Annotated in this window: 16 protein-coding genes and 1 tRNA gene; 12 read left to right on the top strand and 5 right to left on the bottom strand. The window is 28.6% G+C overall.

Features of this window, described 5'->3' with window-relative positions:
- Nucleotides 1–535 precede the first annotated feature (535 nt).
- The 8 genes from PLW95_05920 (at nucleotide 536) to guaA (ending at nucleotide 8,066) form a co-directional block, all read left to right on the top strand.
- A complete protein-coding gene (locus tag PLW95_05920) occupies nucleotides 536–1,843 on the top strand; it encodes a DegT/DnrJ/EryC1/StrS family aminotransferase (GenBank protein ID HOV22200.1) in 1,308 nt (435 codons plus the stop codon).
- The gene (locus PLW95_05915) at nucleotides 1,840–2,898 is read left to right on the top strand and encodes an alanine dehydrogenase (protein HOV22199.1); all 1,059 of its coding nucleotides are present in this window, start codon (nucleotides 1,840–1,842) and stop codon (nucleotides 2,896–2,898) included. Before PLW95_05920 ends, PLW95_05915 begins: the two co-directional genes overlap by 4 nt.
- A gap of 451 nt (nucleotides 2,899–3,349) precedes the next feature.
- The gene (locus tag PLW95_05910; GenBank protein HOV22198.1) at nucleotides 3,350–3,634 is read left to right on the top strand and encodes a hypothetical protein; all 285 of its coding nucleotides are present in this window, start codon (nucleotides 3,350–3,352) and stop codon (nucleotides 3,632–3,634) included.
- A gap of 70 nt (nucleotides 3,635–3,704) precedes the next feature.
- A complete protein-coding gene (locus tag PLW95_05905) occupies nucleotides 3,705–3,878 on the top strand; it encodes a hypothetical protein (protein HOV22197.1) in 174 nt (57 codons plus the stop codon).
- A 7-nt stretch (nucleotides 3,879–3,885) separates the two neighbouring features.
- Nucleotides 3,886–4,140, top strand: a complete 255-nt coding sequence (locus PLW95_05900; GenBank protein ID HOV22196.1) for a uroporphyrinogen decarboxylase family protein — start codon at nucleotides 3,886–3,888, stop codon at nucleotides 4,138–4,140.
- Nucleotides 4,141–4,299: 159 nt separating this feature from the next.
- Nucleotides 4,300–5,136 carry a sugar phosphate isomerase/epimerase gene (locus tag PLW95_05895; protein HOV22195.1) on the top strand — a complete coding sequence of 279 codons (837 nt, stop codon included), beginning with the start codon at nucleotides 4,300–4,302 and terminating at the stop codon, nucleotides 5,134–5,136.
- A 12-nt stretch (nucleotides 5,137–5,148) separates the two neighbouring features.
- Nucleotides 5,149–6,480 carry a glutamine synthetase family protein gene (locus PLW95_05890; protein HOV22194.1) on the top strand — a complete coding sequence of 444 codons (1,332 nt, stop codon included), beginning with the start codon at nucleotides 5,149–5,151 and terminating at the stop codon, nucleotides 6,478–6,480.
- A gap of 68 nt (nucleotides 6,481–6,548) precedes the next feature.
- Nucleotides 6,549–8,066 (top strand): glutamine-hydrolyzing GMP synthase, encoded by a 1,518-nt coding sequence (gene guaA, locus PLW95_05885; GenBank protein ID HOV22193.1) that lies wholly within the window; start codon nucleotides 6,549–6,551, stop codon nucleotides 8,064–8,066.
- Between the two features lie 44 nt (nucleotides 8,067–8,110).
- Here guaA and tilS read toward each other — a convergent pair whose 3' ends face one another.
- Genes tilS through PLW95_05865 form a run of 4 tightly spaced genes read right to left on the bottom strand, consistent with a single transcriptional unit; the run spans nucleotide 8,111 to nucleotide 11,949 of the window.
- Nucleotides 8,111–9,442, bottom strand: a complete 1,332-nt coding sequence (gene tilS, locus PLW95_05880; protein ID HOV22192.1) for a tRNA lysidine(34) synthetase TilS — start codon at nucleotides 9,440–9,442, stop codon at nucleotides 8,111–8,113.
- Nucleotide 9,443: 1 nt separating this feature from the next.
- Nucleotides 9,444–10,340, bottom strand: a complete 897-nt coding sequence (murB, locus tag PLW95_05875) for a UDP-N-acetylmuramate dehydrogenase (protein ID HOV22191.1) — start codon at nucleotides 10,338–10,340, stop codon at nucleotides 9,444–9,446.
- The gene (gene truA, locus PLW95_05870; GenBank protein HOV22190.1) at nucleotides 10,324–11,142 is read right to left on the bottom strand and encodes a tRNA pseudouridine(38-40) synthase TruA; all 819 of its coding nucleotides are present in this window, start codon (nucleotides 11,140–11,142) and stop codon (nucleotides 10,324–10,326) included. The genes murB and truA overlap by 17 nt, the downstream gene beginning before the upstream one ends.
- Complete coding sequence (locus PLW95_05865; GenBank protein ID HOV22189.1) at nucleotides 11,143–11,949, bottom strand: RnfABCDGE type electron transport complex subunit B; 807 nt, start codon at nucleotides 11,947–11,949, stop codon at nucleotides 11,143–11,145.
- 118 nt (nucleotides 11,950–12,067) lie between these two features.
- Between PLW95_05865 and PLW95_05860 the strand changes: the two genes are divergently transcribed.
- Together PLW95_05860 and PLW95_05855 are read left to right on the top strand one after the other, a co-directional pair.
- On the top strand, nucleotides 12,068–12,871 hold the full coding sequence (locus PLW95_05860; protein ID HOV22188.1) for a PD-(D/E)XK nuclease family protein: 804 nt from the start codon (nucleotides 12,068–12,070) through the stop codon (nucleotides 12,869–12,871).
- A gap of 130 nt (nucleotides 12,872–13,001) precedes the next feature.
- On the top strand, nucleotides 13,002–14,030 hold the full coding sequence (locus PLW95_05855; protein ID HOV22187.1) for a hypothetical protein: 1,029 nt from the start codon (nucleotides 13,002–13,004) through the stop codon (nucleotides 14,028–14,030).
- 40 nt (nucleotides 14,031–14,070) lie between these two features.
- Here PLW95_05855 and PLW95_05850 read toward each other — a convergent pair whose 3' ends face one another.
- The gene (locus PLW95_05850; protein HOV22186.1) at nucleotides 14,071–14,859 is read right to left on the bottom strand and encodes a sugar phosphate isomerase/epimerase; all 789 of its coding nucleotides are present in this window, start codon (nucleotides 14,857–14,859) and stop codon (nucleotides 14,071–14,073) included.
- Nucleotides 14,860–15,005: 146 nt separating this feature from the next.
- On the opposite strand from PLW95_05850, the gene PLW95_05845 reads away from it, so the two are divergent.
- Nucleotides 15,006–15,785 (top strand): DUF4198 domain-containing protein, encoded by a 780-nt coding sequence (locus PLW95_05845; GenBank protein HOV22185.1) that lies wholly within the window; start codon nucleotides 15,006–15,008, stop codon nucleotides 15,783–15,785.
- 246 nt (nucleotides 15,786–16,031) lie between these two features.
- Nucleotides 16,032–16,105, top strand: a tRNA-Val gene (locus tag PLW95_05840).
- Nucleotides 16,106–16,245: the final 140 nt, after the last annotated feature.

Raw genomic sequence — 16,245 nt, 5'->3', positions numbered from 1 at the left:
ACAAAAATAAATGGTATTCTATAATAAAAAAAAGACAAAAATGTTCCTGTAAGAAAAACAGGTCAACTTATGATGAACAAAAGCATCTTAAAATTGTCAAAGAACAATTTCAAGGAGAAATTTCTCCTAGTTTTTAACTTGTTAAAAAACTTTTTACTTTTTAATTTGATATAGAGTGTCTTCCTTTATCAAAGGAAGGTTAGAATGGATTTTAAAATCTCCCCCTTTCAAGGTTTACCCCTCTATCTTTGTAGAGAGGAATGTGGTCTCGCCCGTAGTGTCCACACAATTTCTCTGGGCTACGCCCGAGGGGGTGGATTCTCTTCCATAGAAGGGTTTAGGACTTACTTACAGACCATCCCTACCCTCCTTCGCTAATGCTCAGACGGGCAGGCGCAGAAGTGATAAGTTGCGCTTACGGGATTTCTACTTCTCACATCTTACTTTTCACATTTCATTTGTCTTTGTGAGAAAAGGTAGAGTGAATTTAATTAACCAATTTTGGCAGTAAGAAAAACAGGAAAAGGAGAGAGATATGAATAAGAAGAAAGTAAGTGATTTCAGGTATGATACAGGAAATGTTGCTGTTCCATGGGCAGCAGTTGGAGAAAGTACAAATATTGATGATATTGAAGAAATTTTAAAATTTTTAATCCAGCCAGTTGATAATAAAAATTATAAAAAACAGTTAAAAAATGTGAAAAAGGAGCTTAAAAATCTTCTCAAATATGGGAGATATGCAACTAAACTTACACTTGGAAATAAAGTTCTTGAATTAGAAGAATATGTCTGCAAATTTTTAAATGTAAAATATGCTTGTTTTATAACAAATGCAACTGCTGGATTTGAAATAGGACTTAAATTTTCTGGACTAAAACCAGGTGATGAAGTTATAGCACCTGCAATAACTTTTTGTTCAACAATTTCTTATCCTCTTTTAATAGGAGCGAAAGTTGTATTGGTAGATATTGATAGAAGAACCATAAATATTGACCCGGATGATATTGAAAGAAAAATAACAAAAAAGACAAAAGCAATAATACCAGTTCACATCGGTGGTTATCCATGTGATATGGCTAGAATAATGAAAATTGCCAAAACATATAATTTAAAAGTTGTAGAAGATGCAGCACATGCTTTTGGTGGTTGGTATAAAAGAAAAGCAATTGGAACAATTGGTGACTTTGGTTCTTTCAGTTTTCATGAAGTTAAAAATGTTACTTCTCTTGGCGAAGGTGGTATAGTTGTTACAAATTCAGAAATTGGTAAGGACTTTCCGAAAGCAAGATTTGTTGGTTTTGATAGTTCAAATCCAATTGAACACTGGCTTTATGATGTAGTCGCATTAAAAAGAGAAAGTGACTATATACCTGCTGGAAATCATTCTACAACAGAAATTCAAGCAGTTGCATTATTAAGTCAGATTAAGAGGATTGAAAAGATAATTAAAGAAAGAAGAAAAAATGCTGAATTTTTGAATAGTTGTTTTAAAGATGTTGATGGAATAATAACTCCTCCATTAGATACATATGATATAACCCCAACTCATCATTTATATCTTATACAAATAGAACCAGAAAAATTAAAAGGAGATATTCAATTATTTAAACAAAAACTTACAGAAAAAGGAGTTACTCAAATACAGCATTTTGCTCCATTATATAGGTTCTCATACCTGAAACAATTGGGATATGATACAGAAAAGATAAAAAAGTCATGTCCTAATGCTGAAGATTTATTCTTACACAGATTTACGCATTTGCCTTTATATCCACTAACAAAAAAACAAGTTGAATATATGGCTGATAAAGTAATTGAAACAGTAAAGGAGATGAAAAAATGATAATAGGTGTACCAAAAGAAATAAAAGTTGAAGAATATAGAGTTGGTTTAATTCCATCTTTTGTTAAAGATATTATAAAGGATGGGCATAAGGTGTTTATTCAAGAAAATGCAGGCGTAGGCGCGGGTTTTTCAGATAATGACTATAAAGAAGTTGGTGCAGAAATTGTTAAAGGACTTGAAGATATATATAAAAAATGTGATTTAATTGTAAAGGTAAAAGAACCCCAGGAAGAAGAAATAAAACTTTTAAGTGAGGGACAGACATTATTCACTTTTTGCCATTTTTCATCAAATAGAAATATGACAGAGAAATTAATTGAGAAAAAAGTTAACTGTATTGCTTATGAACTTGTAGAAGAAAATGGAAATTTGCCAATTTTAAAACCAATGAGTGAAATTGCTGGGAAATTAAGTATTCAGGAAGGAATGAAATATTTAGAAAAAGAATATTGTGGAAAGGGGATTTTGTTATCAGGAGTAGAAAATGTTGAAAGTGGTAATGTTTTAATAATTGGTGGTGGCGTTGTTGGATATTCTGCTGGTATTATAGCAGAGGGGATTGGGGCAAAAATTACATTTCTTGAGATTGCTGAGAATAAAATTAAAATTCTTAAAGAAAGATTTAAAAAAGCAGATGTCTTATATTCGGATAGAGAAAATTTAATAAGTTCTTTAAAAAAAGCAGATGTAATTGTAGGTGCTGCTCTTATACCTGGAAAAAGAACACCAGTTATTATAAAGGAAGAAGATTTAGATGTAATAGAAAAAGGGAGTGTTATTGTTGATGTTGCAATAGATGAAGGTGGATTATGTGAGACAAGTAAGTCCACAACTCACAAAAACCCAATTTTTATTTATAAGGATATTATCCATTATTGTGTTCCAAATATTCCTGGTGTTGTTCCAAAAACATCAACAATTGCTTTAAATTATGCAACTTTTCCATATTTAAAAGAGATATTAAAGGGAGAAGAAAACTGGTTTGTAAATAAACCAATAGAAGAGGGTTTGGTAATTTATAAAGGTAAATTAAGAAGAGAAATACTGTTTTAGAAATGAGGATGATAGATATCAGTAAAGTGGATTAGGTCAAACACAGAGGCAAAAATTTGAAATTTTTTTATTCATGTACTTCTTTTAATTTTACATTTAAACTTTATACTATTACCCCTTTATGTATATATGTCTTGCCAACCATATTATAAAAAAATCTAATAAATAAAAATTCTAAATGGGGGGATAATGAGTTTTTTCTTAAAAGAGAAAATTGATTATGAAAAACATAATGAAGAAGTAAAAAAAACTATGGGATGATTACAAAGAGAAGAGACATGGAAGAGTCCCTGTAATTGTTGGTGGAAGTATAAGAAATTTTTTTGAGAATCCTGAATTAAATAAAGAAGGTTATACTTTTTATCAGTTTTATAATGACCCTGAAATTCATATAAAATGTCAATTACTTTTTCAAAAGTGGTGGAAAGAAAATATTTTATGCGATGCAGAAATGAGAATTCCTTCTGATGGCTGGCAAATTAATGTTGATTTTCAAAACAATTATGAAAGTGGTTGGTTTGGATGTGAAATTATATATTTAGGAAATTTTATTCCTCCAGATGTCAACCCAATTTTCAAAGAAAACAAACATAGATTATATGAAATTGAGCCACCGTACCCTTTAAAAGGAAATTTACTTGGAAAAGCAATGGAATTTTTTGAATATATGAATAGAAGATATAAAGATATTGAATTTGAAGGGAAAAAAGTAAAAGGTCCTTTAACAATTCCATGAGAAGGAACAGATGGACCATTTACAGTTGCTGGAAAATTGAGAGGTCTTACTGAAATATTTTTTTGACCTTATGAGTTTTGTTACTGAAAATATAATAAAAAGAATGACAGAAATAAGAAAATGGAGAGCAGAAAAAGAAGAAAAGGCAGAAATAAATTTTAAATCAAAAATTTTTTCTTTTGCAGATGATCTAATTGCGAATTTATCAGTTGAAAAATATAAAAATTTTGTTTTCTTTTCATAAAAAATTAGTGGAAGAATTTAAAGAAAAAGAAGGGAAAGTTCATATCCACTTATGTGGTAATGCAGGACATTTATTTAAGTTTCTAAAGGAAAACTTGGATGTTATTTCATTTGATACTGGTTTTCCTGTAAATTTTAGAAAATTAAGGGAAGAATTAGGTGAAGAAATTGAAATTATAGGTGGACCAAATATTGTTTTACTTAAAAATGGTAAAGAAAATGAAGTTAAAGATGAAGTAAAAAAATATGTGAAAGCGGAATAATGAAAGGGAAAAGGTTTATAATGAGAGAAGGGAACAATCTTGCACCTCTTACTCCTGTTGAAAATATAGTGGCGATGTACGAAAGTACAAAAGAATATGGAAGATACATATAAAAAATTTTAAAGTATGATATAATAAGAAACAAAAATGGAGGTGGGAATGTTTAAAAATCTGGCACCTGGTGCACTTGGAATAAATAAAAGTTTAAGAGAATGCCTACGACTTGCAACTATTGGTGAATTTGAAGGTATGGATTTACCAGTTGATGAAACAATTGAACTTGTTGAAAAATATTCAGTTGACTATGTCAAAGGTATGTATTCTTCATTTAATCTTAAAGTTGGTGGATGGGGGTTGCCTATTGATATTTACTCAGAAGAAAATTTTAAAAAGGGAATAGAAAAATTAAAAAAATTTGTTAAGATTGCATCTGAAATTGAGGCAGAAAGAATTTACACATGGATAAAACCATATTCAGATGAGATGGAATATAATGAGAATTTTAAGTGGCATAGAAAAATAATAAAAAAAATAACAGAAGTAATTGGTGGGTGTAAAATTGGCTTTGAATTTATAGGGACACCATCTTTTAGAAAAGACCATAAATACCCATTTGTTCATACTATTGAGCAGATGCTTGATTTGGTTTCTGACTTTGAAAATGCAGGGATTTTACTTGATTCGTGGCACTGGTTCACTTCTGGTGGAAGTTTAGAAGATATTAAAAAATTAGATAAAAATAAAATTATTTATGTTCACATAAATGATGCCCCTTTTTCAGATATTGAAAAATTGGTAGATACTGAGAGAAATATTCCAGGGGAAACAGGAATTATTGACCTTACTAGTTTTTTAAAAACAATTAAAGAAACTGGCTATGATGGACCTGTTACGCCGGAGCCATTTAATAGAAGAGTTAATGAATTGCCAGATGAAATTGCAGTGCGGCTTGTTGGAGGATACACTACAAAATTATGGGAAAATATTTTCAAATAATTTGGAGGAACTATGAATAACAATTTAAATAAAGATGATGTTTTAAAAATAGTAGAAAAAAATGATATTAAGTTTATACGACTATTTTTTGCTGATATAACTGGACAGATGAAGGGATTTTCAATAACAAATGAAGAGTTAAAAGTTGCTCTTGAAGATGGGATGGGATTTGATGGTTCTTCAATAAAGGGATTTGCCAGAATTGATGAATCAGATATGATTGCTTTACCAGTTCCGTCTACTTTTACAATTCTTCCTTACAGACCACAAGAAAGGGGAGAATCAGCAATGATATGTGATATTTTAAATCCAGATAGGTCCCCTTATGAAGGTGATTCAAGATATATTTTAAAGAAACAACTTAAAAAATTAAAAGAAAAGGGGTTTTCATATAATGTTGGTCCTGAACTTGAATTTTTTATTTTTAAAGATGATAACAACCCTCAGATACTTGATGAAGGTGGATATTTTGATATAACAACACTTGATGCAGGAAATAATGTAAGAAGAGAGGTTATTTTAACACTTGAAAAAATGGGAATAGATGTTGAATATTCACATCATGAAGGTGCTCCAAGTCAGCATGAAATTGATTTAAGATATAAAGAGGGATTAGAGATGGCAGATATTGTTATGGTCTACAGGATGGTGGTAAAAGATGTAGCACAAGCGAATGGTCTTTATGCAACATTTATGCCAAAACCAATATATGGTGTTAATGGAAGTGGAATGCATGTTCATCAGTCATTATTTAAAGGAGATAAAAATGTTTTTTTTGATAAAAATGATAAATATAATCTTTCTGATATAGGTAAAAAATATATTGCAGGAATATTAAATCATTCAAGAGAGATAACTTTTGTATGTAATCAATGGGTAAATTCTTATAAACGACTTGTCCCTGGGTATGAAGCACCTGTTTATATTTGTTGGGCAAGAAGAAACAGAAGTTCACTTGTTAGAATTCCAATGTACAAACCAGGAAAAGAGAAATCAACAAGGGTTGAATTTCGTTCTCCTGACCCTGCATGCAATCCATATTTATCTTTTGCTTGTATGTCTGCTGCTGGAATGAGAGGGATTGAAAATAATTATCAATTACCCGAACCGCTTGAAAGGGATGTTTATCATTTGACAGATGAAGAAATGGAGCAATTAAATATAAAATGTCTTCCAGGTAGTTTAATAGAAGCAATTGAAGTAGCAGAAGAAAGTAAATTTTTAAAAGAAGTACTTGGAGACCATATTTATAATAACTTAATTACTGCTAAAAAAATTGAGTGGGATATGTATAGACAACAGATAACTGATTTTGAAATAAAAACATATTTCCCAACATTATAAGTAAAAATTTTGATTTTTTTTAATAAGGTTATTATGATAGAGGCACAAAAACGCAGAGGAAGAAAGGGATGGTAGGCGTTATTGATTTTGGTTCTCAATACACCCAGCTTATTGCAAGAAGAGTTAGAGAAATGAATGTTTATAGTGAGATATTCCTTCCTAATATAAAAATAGAAACATTAAAAGAAAAAGATATAAAAGCAATTATACTATCAGGTGGACCAGGACATATACAAAAAGGTATTTATAAATTTGATGAAAGAATATTTGATGGTAGTTTTTATGTTCTCGGGATATGTTATGGGATGCAACTCATATCTGAATTTTTCAGTGGAAAAGTTGAAGAAGGTAAAAAAAGAGAATATGGGAAAACAATTTTTTATCCTGATAGAAAAGAAGAAATTTTTAATAATTTAAAAGAAAAAACAATTGTCTGGATGAGTCATTGGGATATTGTAAAAAAAACTGGAAATAATTTTAAAATAATTGGTAGAACAGAAATATCTCCCATAACGGCAATAAGAGATAAAAATAAAAAAATATATGGGCTACAATTTCATCCAGAAGTTACTCATACAGAAGAAGGTAAAAAAATAATAAGTAATTTTCTTTTCAAAATATGTAAATTAGAACCTACATGGAATTATGGAATAATTCTTGAAAAAATAAAAAAAGAAATAAAAGAAAAAGTAGGAGATGAAAAAATTATATGTGGATTAAGTGGAGGAGTTGATTCTTCAACGCTTTCTTTAATACTTCAAGATGTTTGTAAAGAAAAATCATTAAGCATATTTGTTGATAATGGGCTATTAAGAAAGGGAGAAAAAGAAAAAATAGTTAAGTGGTTTCAGAAAAAGGTTAATTTGAAATATATTGATGCAGGTGAAATTTTTTTAAAACAACTAAAAAATGTTGCCGACCCAGAAAAAAAACGAAAAATAATTGGAAATACCTTTATAAAAATTTTTGAAAAAGAAGCAAAAGAATTTGGTGCAAAATTTTTAGCACAGGGAACTTTATATCCAGATGTAATTGAAAGTATTCCCGCATTTGGTGGGCCAACTGCAAGGATAAAAACACATCATAATGTAGGAGGACTACCAGAAAAACTAAAATTTTCTCTCGTTGAACCATTTAGATTTTTATTCAAAGATGAAGTAAGAAAAATTGCAAAAGAGATAAATATCCCTGATTTTATAATAAATAGACATCCTTTCCCAGGACCTGGTCTTGCCGTTAGAATAATAGGTAGTGTAAATAAACATCTTCTTGAAATTTTAGGAGAGGCAGATACAATTGTAGAAGATGAAATTAAAAAAGCATCTCTTTATAACTCTATGTGGCAGGCATTTGCCGTTTTACTACCAATAAAAACAGTTGGAGTTATGGGAGATAAAAGAACTTATGAAAATGTAATTGCAATAAGAGTTGTAAAAAGCACTGATGGAATGACTGCTGATTGGGCAAAAATTTCTTACAAAGTTCTTGATAGAATTTCAACAAGAATTGTTAATGAAGTAAGAGGAGTTAATAGAGTTGTTTATGATATAACTTCTAAACCACCTGCCACAATAGAGTGGGAGTAAAGAGAAAAAATACATTCGTAAGTTTACAAAGTTACAGCAAAATTTTATACATTTACTTTTATTTTCAATATTTTTTTTGTTTCTTCTGTAATTTTGAACTTTTCAGATATTTCAACTCCACAGACCCACATTATTTCATTTTTTGATTGAAAAATTAAAATTTTATCCCTTTTGTAAATTGGAATTTTCCTATCAATTAAAAATCTTGAAAGTTTTTTTTCTTTTTGCATCCCTAATGGTTGAAACATATCCCTTTTTTTTCTACTTCTTACAATTATTTTCTTTCCAACTTTTTCTCCATCAAAATAACCAGTATATTTATCCATGTTTTTAAATATAAAGGGGCTTTTTTTAATATATTCACTTTCAATAAAAATCCCATCAACATTATATTTTCCAGGTATTTCAATCACTTTATAAATTTTCCTTTCTTTTTTTTCCCCTTTAATTCTTTCTTCAATTATTGAAATTGGGACATAACTTTCTTTTATTCCTTCAATGAAATTTCTCAAATTTTCAATTTTGTTATATGACCTATAAGATACTCCTGCTATTTTTTCAAATAAAAGTTGAACTATAAATCTTCTGATTGAAATATCAATTTTTTTAAACTCTGAAACATTAAATTGCCCATTTTTCAAAATTAACTCCAATGTTTTTATTGCTTCTTTTTCTATATAAAGAAAATCATCCTGCAAAATAGAAGATGTTTTTGCAATAATATCTGTAAATGATGGGAAAAATTTTTTAAGATATGGGATTATTTTATACCTTATTAAATTTCTTCTATATTTTAAGTTTAAGTTTGATTTATCTAAATAATACTTAATTCCCTTGTTATTTAAAAATTTTTTTATTTCACTTTTTCTAACAGTAAGGATTGGTCTTATAAGAAAAATATTTGAGTTCTTATAAATTTTTCTTTCTGGTAAAATTCCAGACATACCTGCAAGTCCTGTTCCTCTAAAAAAATTTAAAAGAACACTTTCAATATTATCATCAAGAGTATGTCCTGTTGCTATTTTATTAACTCCTGTTTTTTTTGCAATTTGATAAAGTGCCTTATACCTTTTTTCTCTGCTTTTTTCTTCAATTCCTGTTTTTCCTTCAATCTTAATATTTCTATAATAAAACGGGATTCCATATTTTTTTGATATTTCCTTTACATACATAAATTCTTTATCTGCCTGTTTTCTCAAATGGTGGTGAATATAAGAGACAAACAAAGAAAAGTTATATTTATTTCTCAAATATAAAAGAAAATAAAGTAAAAAGATTGAATCAGGACCTCCAGAAACAGAAACAAGAATTTTATCTCTATTTTCTATAATCCCTTTTTCTGATACAAATTTTTCACATTTTTTAAAAAGTTCCATATCAAAATTTCCCTATTATCTTTATTTCTAGTTCAAGTTCTACTCTAAATTTTTCTTTTACTTTGTTCTGAATAATTTTTATCAGGTTATAAATATCAGATGATTTTGCTTTTCCTTTATTTATTATAAAATTTGCATGTCTTTCAGAAATACAGGCATCTCCAATACAATATCCTTTAAGACCACATTTTTCAATAAGTTCACCTGCATAAAAATTCTCTGGATTTTTAAATACACTACCTGCTGAATTTTCTCTTAATGGTTGTTTTTCTATTCTTTCCTTCATATAATTTTGTATTTTATTTTTAATTTCTTCTTTTCTCTTTTTTTCAGTTCTTAAACAAGCATTTATAATAAACATATTTTTTAAATTACTATCTCTATATGAAAATTTTATTTCTTCCCTTTTCAATATTTCAAAGTCCTTCTTTTTTTTATCGTAGATCTCAACCCATTCAACCTTTTCTCCAATCCACTCTTTTTTCAGTCCAGCATTTGTTATAAGGGCACCTCCTATTGTTCCTGGAATGCCTGATAGAAATTCAATACCTCCTGAATTATTTTTCAGACAAAAATTCAGAAGCGAAGAGATTAAAACACCACTTTCAGATATAATAAAATTTTCCTTTTTTGTGATTTTTTTTAAAAGTAAAGTTGAAATTATAACCCCATCAAATCCATAATCGCTTATTAAAATATTTGTTCCTTTTCCCAAAATCAGTATGTCTTTTTGATATTTTTCAGATAAATGAAAAATTTTTTTAATTTCTTCTTTATTTTCAGGAAATACAATGATTCTTGCAATTCCACCTGTTTTGAAACTTGTGAATTGACTTAATAAAGTATTTTCTTTTACTCGCTCAGATAAAAAATTTTTAAATTCATCTTTTATATTCATTTATTTTTTTATTTTTCCCCTTTAACGAGGACAAGGGTGAATTTATTATTTTGGGATAGACAACCTTTTTCAAATAAAGTCCAGATGCACAAGCAGTTGGACCTGCAAACTTTCTGTTCTTACCTTCAATTATTTTTTTTATATCAGACGGTTGGATTTTACCAATTCCTGTATATATTAAAGTTCCAACTATATTTCTTACCATTTTATATAAAAAACCATCCCCTTCTATTTCAATTTCAATCAGTTTAACATCTCTATCAAGAAAAAACCTTTTCTTTTTAATATCAATTTTAAAAATTTCTCTTACAGGATTTTTATTATTACTACCTTCACCTTTAAAAGCAGAAAAATCATGTTTACCAATTATATATTCTTTCCCTTCAATTATTTTTTCTATATCAATTTCTCTCTCAAAAAAAAGTGCATAATTATTTAAAAATGGGCACTTTGAAAGGGAAATTAGATATATATATGATTTCCTTAAAGCATCATATCTTGAATGAAAACTTAAAGGTATATCTTTTACTTTCTTTATATAAACTTCTGGTGAAAGAAAAGAATTAATTGCTTTTTTAAGATTTTCCGATGGTATTTTTGAATTTGTTTTAAAATTTGCAACATAATTTATAGAATGGACTTTGCTATCAGTTCTTCCACATCCAATTACTTTTATTTTCTCATTTGTTATTTTTTCTAATGTATTTTCTAATGTTTCCTGGACACTTCTTTTATTTTTCTGTTTCTGCCAGCCAGAAAATTTACTTCCATCAAAAGAAAAAACCAGTTTGATGTTTCTCATTTAGACAGCAATCTCAACTTTTTTATTTGAGACAAAAATTATTTTTCTTGGACATTCGCTAACACATTTTTCACAATTATCACATTTTTCATAATCAATAATTGCAAGATTATTTTCAATTTTTATTGCTTCTTTTGGACATATATTAACACATTTGCCACATCCAATACAACCGCTTTTACAAGCTCTTATAACTTTTGGTCCTTTATCATAAGAAGAACAGGAAATATAAACATTTTTTCCATAAGGGATAACACGAATAATATTTTTTGGACATGCCTCCACACACTTGCCACATCCAGTACATAAATCATTGTCTATTTCAGGTAGATTATTTTCTCCAATATTTATTGCTTGTACAGGACATACTTCAACACAATCTCCATAGCCAAGACATCCATACTGACATTCATAATTTGTTGTGAAAAGTGATTTAACAGCAGAACAGCTTTTTATTGTGCTGTATTCAAATTTCTTTTTTGCATTTATTCCTCCAAAACAAAATAATTTTGCAACTTTTTTTTCTTTTTTCTCCATATTATCAATTCCAAGTAATGAACAAATTTTTTCTAAATTTTCAGAACTTATAAGAACACATTTATCAGGGGTTGTTTTCCCTTCTATAAGTTTTTCTGCAAGCCCATTACAACCAGCAAAACCACAAGCACCACAATTTGCTCCAGGCAGTAATTGCTGAATTTTTGAAACTAAGGGATTTTCTTCTGATTGAAATTTCACATAAAAATAAGTTAAAAATGAAGCAAAAACTATGCCAAGTCCTGCAACAACCATAATTGAAGTTAACATATTTTTTTCTCCTGTAATAGTCCTTTTTACTTTATTATTTTTGTTAATTTTACCACAAATTTTTAATTTAGGGTAAGATTTCTTTTAAAACTTTAAATTTTAGTTTATAATATTAAAAATGGGAAACAAAATTTATTTATCACCAAGCACATTAAACATTTATAGAGAATGTCCGAAGTGTTTCTATTTGCATATTCATTATGGAATTCAAAGACCAAGAGGGCCAATGCCTTCAATAACAATTGGGCTTGATAGTATTATAAAAAAATATTTTGAATTTTATAGAAACATTGGACAACTTCCCCCTTTTCTTGAAGATAAAATAGAAGGAAAATTAATTACAATACTTGAAAAGACATATTATTATGATATAAATAACAAATATTGTATTTTTGGTAAGTTAGATGAAGCAATTGCTCTTAATGATGGAACTTTTGTTCCTCTTGACCATAAAACAAGGGCAAGTGCACCTGATAAAGTTCATGAGGCATATCAACTGCAAATGAGTGTTTATACTTTACTTTTAAGGCAGAATAATAAGAAGGTTAGCAATTTTGCTTACCTTGTTTATTATTATCCAGAAGAAAGTAAAATACATAATGGTATTTCTTTTGGCTTTAAGGTAGAAAAAGTTGAAACAGACCCAGATGAAGTAATAAAATATATCAATGAAGCAATAGAATGTCTTGAAAGTCCTAAAATCCCGCCAGGTGGAAAAAATTGTGAATATTGTAAATGGGTGAATCAAATAAAAGAGTACTACTTTTTTGATGAAGTTCCAAGAATTGAAAAGAACAAAAAACTACCTAAAATAGAGAAAAAAGAAAATACAGAAACAAAAAAAGATATTGCAGAAAACAAGGAAAAAGAAGAAGATAAAAAGAAACTTGAAGAAAATTTTGAAAAAGGTTTTCTCTTTTGACTTATCCAATAGATATTTTCACAAATCATTGTTCTAATCTCTTTTAATTTAGAAAAGAAGACTCAAGATATAATTAAAATTGTGATATATGGGAACACTTTAAAGTATTTTAACAAAATAGGAAGATATAATGTTATCCAAAAGAATAAAATATGAAGATTTTTTAGAAATTAAAGGTAAATCACTTCTGGAATTCAAAGATGGCAATTCAATATTATGCATTGCGCCGAATATTGGAGGGCGGGTATTTGCTTTTATGGACGGATTGTCTCTGCACAGGATTGACTTAGAGAATATTAAAAATCCTAATAGACCATTTAATAATTTTGGAGGTGGCAATCTCTGGCCTGCACCTGAGGGTGGCAAATTTGGATTTAATTACAGAGGAAATGAATGGTATGTACAGGAATGTATAAATAGCCAACCATATAATATCCTATTATATAACAAAAATTCTGCTGTAATTGAAAAAGAGATAGTTCTTGTTAATCGTTCAAACACAATTTTTAATGTAATAATGAAAAGAAAAATTTCTATTTGTGATATACCCCCTTTTTTCAAAGAATGGAATATTTCCAACTCTATTACTTACATATCCGAGGATTCTTTTGAAGTACTTAATGATGTTAGAGTAGAAAACGGATTGATTGCTGCATGGACACTGGAGCAATTTGATGCTAATGAAAATACAATTTCATTTTGTTTGGTTAATAGTCCAGAAAATGCCATAAATTTTGATTTTTATGAACCCCCAATTGAAAAAATTGTTTATTATAAAAAGGGATTTACATATCAAACTGATGGTATGAAAAGAGGACAGATTGGAATAAAAAGAAAGTCTAACCCAAAAGCAATTGGATTTATTGATTTTGAGCAAAAAATTGTATGTATAAGACAAAATCTATCCTCTACAAAAAATGGATTATATTTTAACATTGCAGATAATGAACAACCAGGGGGGGTTTTTTCAGCGGAAGATACATATAGTATTTTTAATTCTTCTGAAGATATGCGTTTTTTTGAATTAGAAACAATTGGTTGTTCAGATATAAATTGTGGTAAAGTGATTGGTTCCACTCTTGTTTCTCTTACATCATTTGCTTTTTTTGAAAACATAGAAGAACTTAAAACATGGAAGTTTCTTGATGAGGTTATATGAAATAATAATACGAAAAATAAATAGAACTTTTATTCAAATCTTACTTAAATAAATTTCTTAAAAACTCAAAACATTTCTCATAACCAATATTCTGGTCTTTCCCTTCATATTCAATACACCAAACACCATTATATCCATTTTCTTTTAATATATTTATTGCTTCTATAACAGGAATTTCTCCTTCTCCAAGAACCTTTCCTACATAATTTTCTTTTGAGCCAGTTCCATCTTTTAGATGGGTATGAATTGCGTAAGGAGCAATTGCTTTATATATTTCAGTTAATTTTTCAACAGGATATCCAAACCATCTATAATTCATTGTGTCAAGATTTGCTCCTAAAAATTTTGATTTTATATTCTCAAAAATTTCTAATTGTAAAAGATAATTATTTGTAACAGTTCCATGATTATCAAGAGCAAGATATAAACCTTTTTTTTCTGCAATTTCAACAACTTTTGCAACTCCTTTCATAACTAAATTTTTATAATTTTTCTCTTCAACTCCTTCTTTTGGCCAGCCACCATCAATTCTTAAATGGTTAAATCCCAATTCTTTTACAATATCACACATCGTTTCAACAATTTTTACCTGCTTTTGAAATTCATCATCTGTTTTCTGAAGAAAATCATTTCCACAACTTATCTGACTTATTTTTATTTTATATTTATTCAATAATTTCCCAACCATATCTGTCTTAATTTCTTCATTCCAGACATCTTTTCTCTGTAATTCAACATAACCAATATCATTTCTATTGCTCCATGACAAAAATTCTTCTAAATTTTTATCTCCTGTATTGTAATGAATAACTCCTATTTTTTCTCCCATTTTCTTCTCCTTTTTGTTGAATACTGCCAAAATTATTTTTATAAGATTATAATTTTTTAAAGTTCCTGTCAAAATTTTTGAAAAAAATAAAATTTATTTTATAATTTAATGGGTAAAATTTATAATTAACAATAAGGAGATTTCTAATGAGGAAATTTATTTTTCTTTATGTTTTTTTGTTTTGTGGAATTTGTTTTGCGCATTTTGGTATGATTATTCCTGATGTAGATTATGTTGGAAATAAAAACGAAAGTACAATTGGGGTTAAAATTATGTTTGCTCATCCTTTTGATGGGCAAACAATAACAATGGAAAGACCAGAAGAATTTGGAGTTATTGTAAATGGAGATAAAGTATCTCTTATAAACAAATTAAAAGAAACTAAGGTAACTGGATATAATGAAAAAGATGGGCATACGGGGTATTTTTTAAAATATACCTTAGAAAAACCAGGTGATTATATTTTTTATTTTATTTCAAAGCCGTATTGGGAATCAGCAGATGATAAATATACTATTCATTATACAAAAGTTATTGTTAATGGATTTGAGTTGCAGGATACATGGTACAAGGAAATTGGACTTAAAACAGAGATAGTACCTTTAACCTGTCCATATACTATTTATAAAGGAAATACTTTTAGCGGTATTGTAAAAGTTGATGGAAAGGTAGCACCTTTCACTGATGTGAAAGTTGAGTATTACAATGAAAATGGTAGAGCAAAGATACCAAATCCTTTATTTGAAACACAGATTATAAAGTGTGATGGAAATGGTGTTTTTTCATATTCTTTTCCTGAAAGTGGGTGGTGGGGATTTTCTGCTGTAAATACTGATGATAAAAATGAAATACCTTATAGAGATAAATTGAAAAAAGTTGAAATAGGTGCTGACCTCTGGTTAAGAGTTCATATATTCCGAAAGTAAAATCTGGAAATTTTCACCACCTATTTGTTGTTTAAAAAATAGAATACTTAATACTTAAAAGATAAATGTTCTCTTCCCATTCTTTATCATACTTTTAAAATATACAAAAATGTAAATGATAAAACAGAGACAGCAACAAGATTTGAGATGAAAAAACAACAAAATTTAGATAAAAAAGTGTTACTGATGTCCTCAACTCATACGGTTTATTTACAAAAAGGATAAAAAAATATAAAATAAGGGAAAGGGCGGTTAGCTCAGTTGGTTAGAGTGCCACGTTGACATCGTGGAGGTCACAGGTTCAAGTCCTGTACCGCCCATTGAAAGAAGTAAAAGTAAAGATAGGATAAGAATATTGGAAATGGAGAGTGTTACCTGTGACCAAAAAGGTATGGGAAAGTTCACTTTCCCATATTTATAATAATGTATTTCGTATTGGGGGTATCGTTGGGAAAGGCTC

This window comes from bacterium (genome assembly GCA_035370465.1).
In the GTDB taxonomy this organism is placed as follows: domain Bacteria; phylum Ratteibacteria; class UBA8468; order B48-G9; family JAFGKM01; genus JAGGVW01.
Note: the sequence above shows the minus strand (reverse complement) of the source record. Positions and strands in the feature narration are given on the sequence as shown.

Excerpts from the sequence above, each read along its gene's own strand:
- murB (HOV22191.1), bottom strand. The coding sequence starts at position 10,340 with ATGAATATAAAAGATGAATTTAAAAATTTTTTATCTGAGCGAGTAAAA.
- PLW95_05895 (HOV22195.1), top strand. The coding sequence starts at position 4,300 with ATGTTTAAAAATCTGGCACCTGGTGCACTTGGAATAAATAAAAGTTTA.
- PLW95_05860 (HOV22188.1), top strand. The coding sequence starts at position 12,068 with ATGGGAAACAAAATTTATTTATCACCAAGCACATTAAACATTTATAGA.
- PLW95_05865 (HOV22189.1), bottom strand. The coding sequence starts at position 11,949 with ATGTTAACTTCAATTATGGTTGTTGCAGGACTTGGCATAGTTTTTGCT.
- PLW95_05890 (HOV22194.1), top strand. The coding sequence starts at position 5,149 with ATGAATAACAATTTAAATAAAGATGATGTTTTAAAAATAGTAGAAAAA.
- PLW95_05910 (HOV22198.1), top strand. The coding sequence starts at position 3,350 with ATGAGAATTCCTTCTGATGGCTGGCAAATTAATGTTGATTTTCAAAAC.
- PLW95_05915 (HOV22199.1), top strand. The coding sequence starts at position 1,840 with ATGATAATAGGTGTACCAAAAGAAATAAAAGTTGAAGAATATAGAGTT.
- PLW95_05850 (HOV22186.1), bottom strand. The coding sequence starts at position 14,859 with ATGGGAGAAAAAATAGGAGTTATTCATTACAATACAGGAGATAAAAAT.
- PLW95_05905 (HOV22197.1), top strand. The coding sequence starts at position 3,705 with ATGAGTTTTGTTACTGAAAATATAATAAAAAGAATGACAGAAATAAGA.
- PLW95_05855 (HOV22187.1), top strand. The coding sequence starts at position 13,002 with ATGTTATCCAAAAGAATAAAATATGAAGATTTTTTAGAAATTAAAGGT.
- tilS (HOV22192.1), bottom strand. The coding sequence starts at position 9,442 with ATGGAACTTTTTAAAAAATGTGAAAAATTTGTATCAGAAAAAGGGATT.
- truA (HOV22190.1), bottom strand. The coding sequence starts at position 11,142 with ATGAGAAACATCAAACTGGTTTTTTCTTTTGATGGAAGTAAATTTTCT.
- guaA (HOV22193.1), top strand. The coding sequence starts at position 6,549 with ATGGTAGGCGTTATTGATTTTGGTTCTCAATACACCCAGCTTATTGCA.
- PLW95_05920 (HOV22200.1), top strand. The coding sequence starts at position 536 with ATGAATAAGAAGAAAGTAAGTGATTTCAGGTATGATACAGGAAATGTT.
- PLW95_05845 (HOV22185.1), top strand. The coding sequence starts at position 15,006 with ATGAGGAAATTTATTTTTCTTTATGTTTTTTTGTTTTGTGGAATTTGT.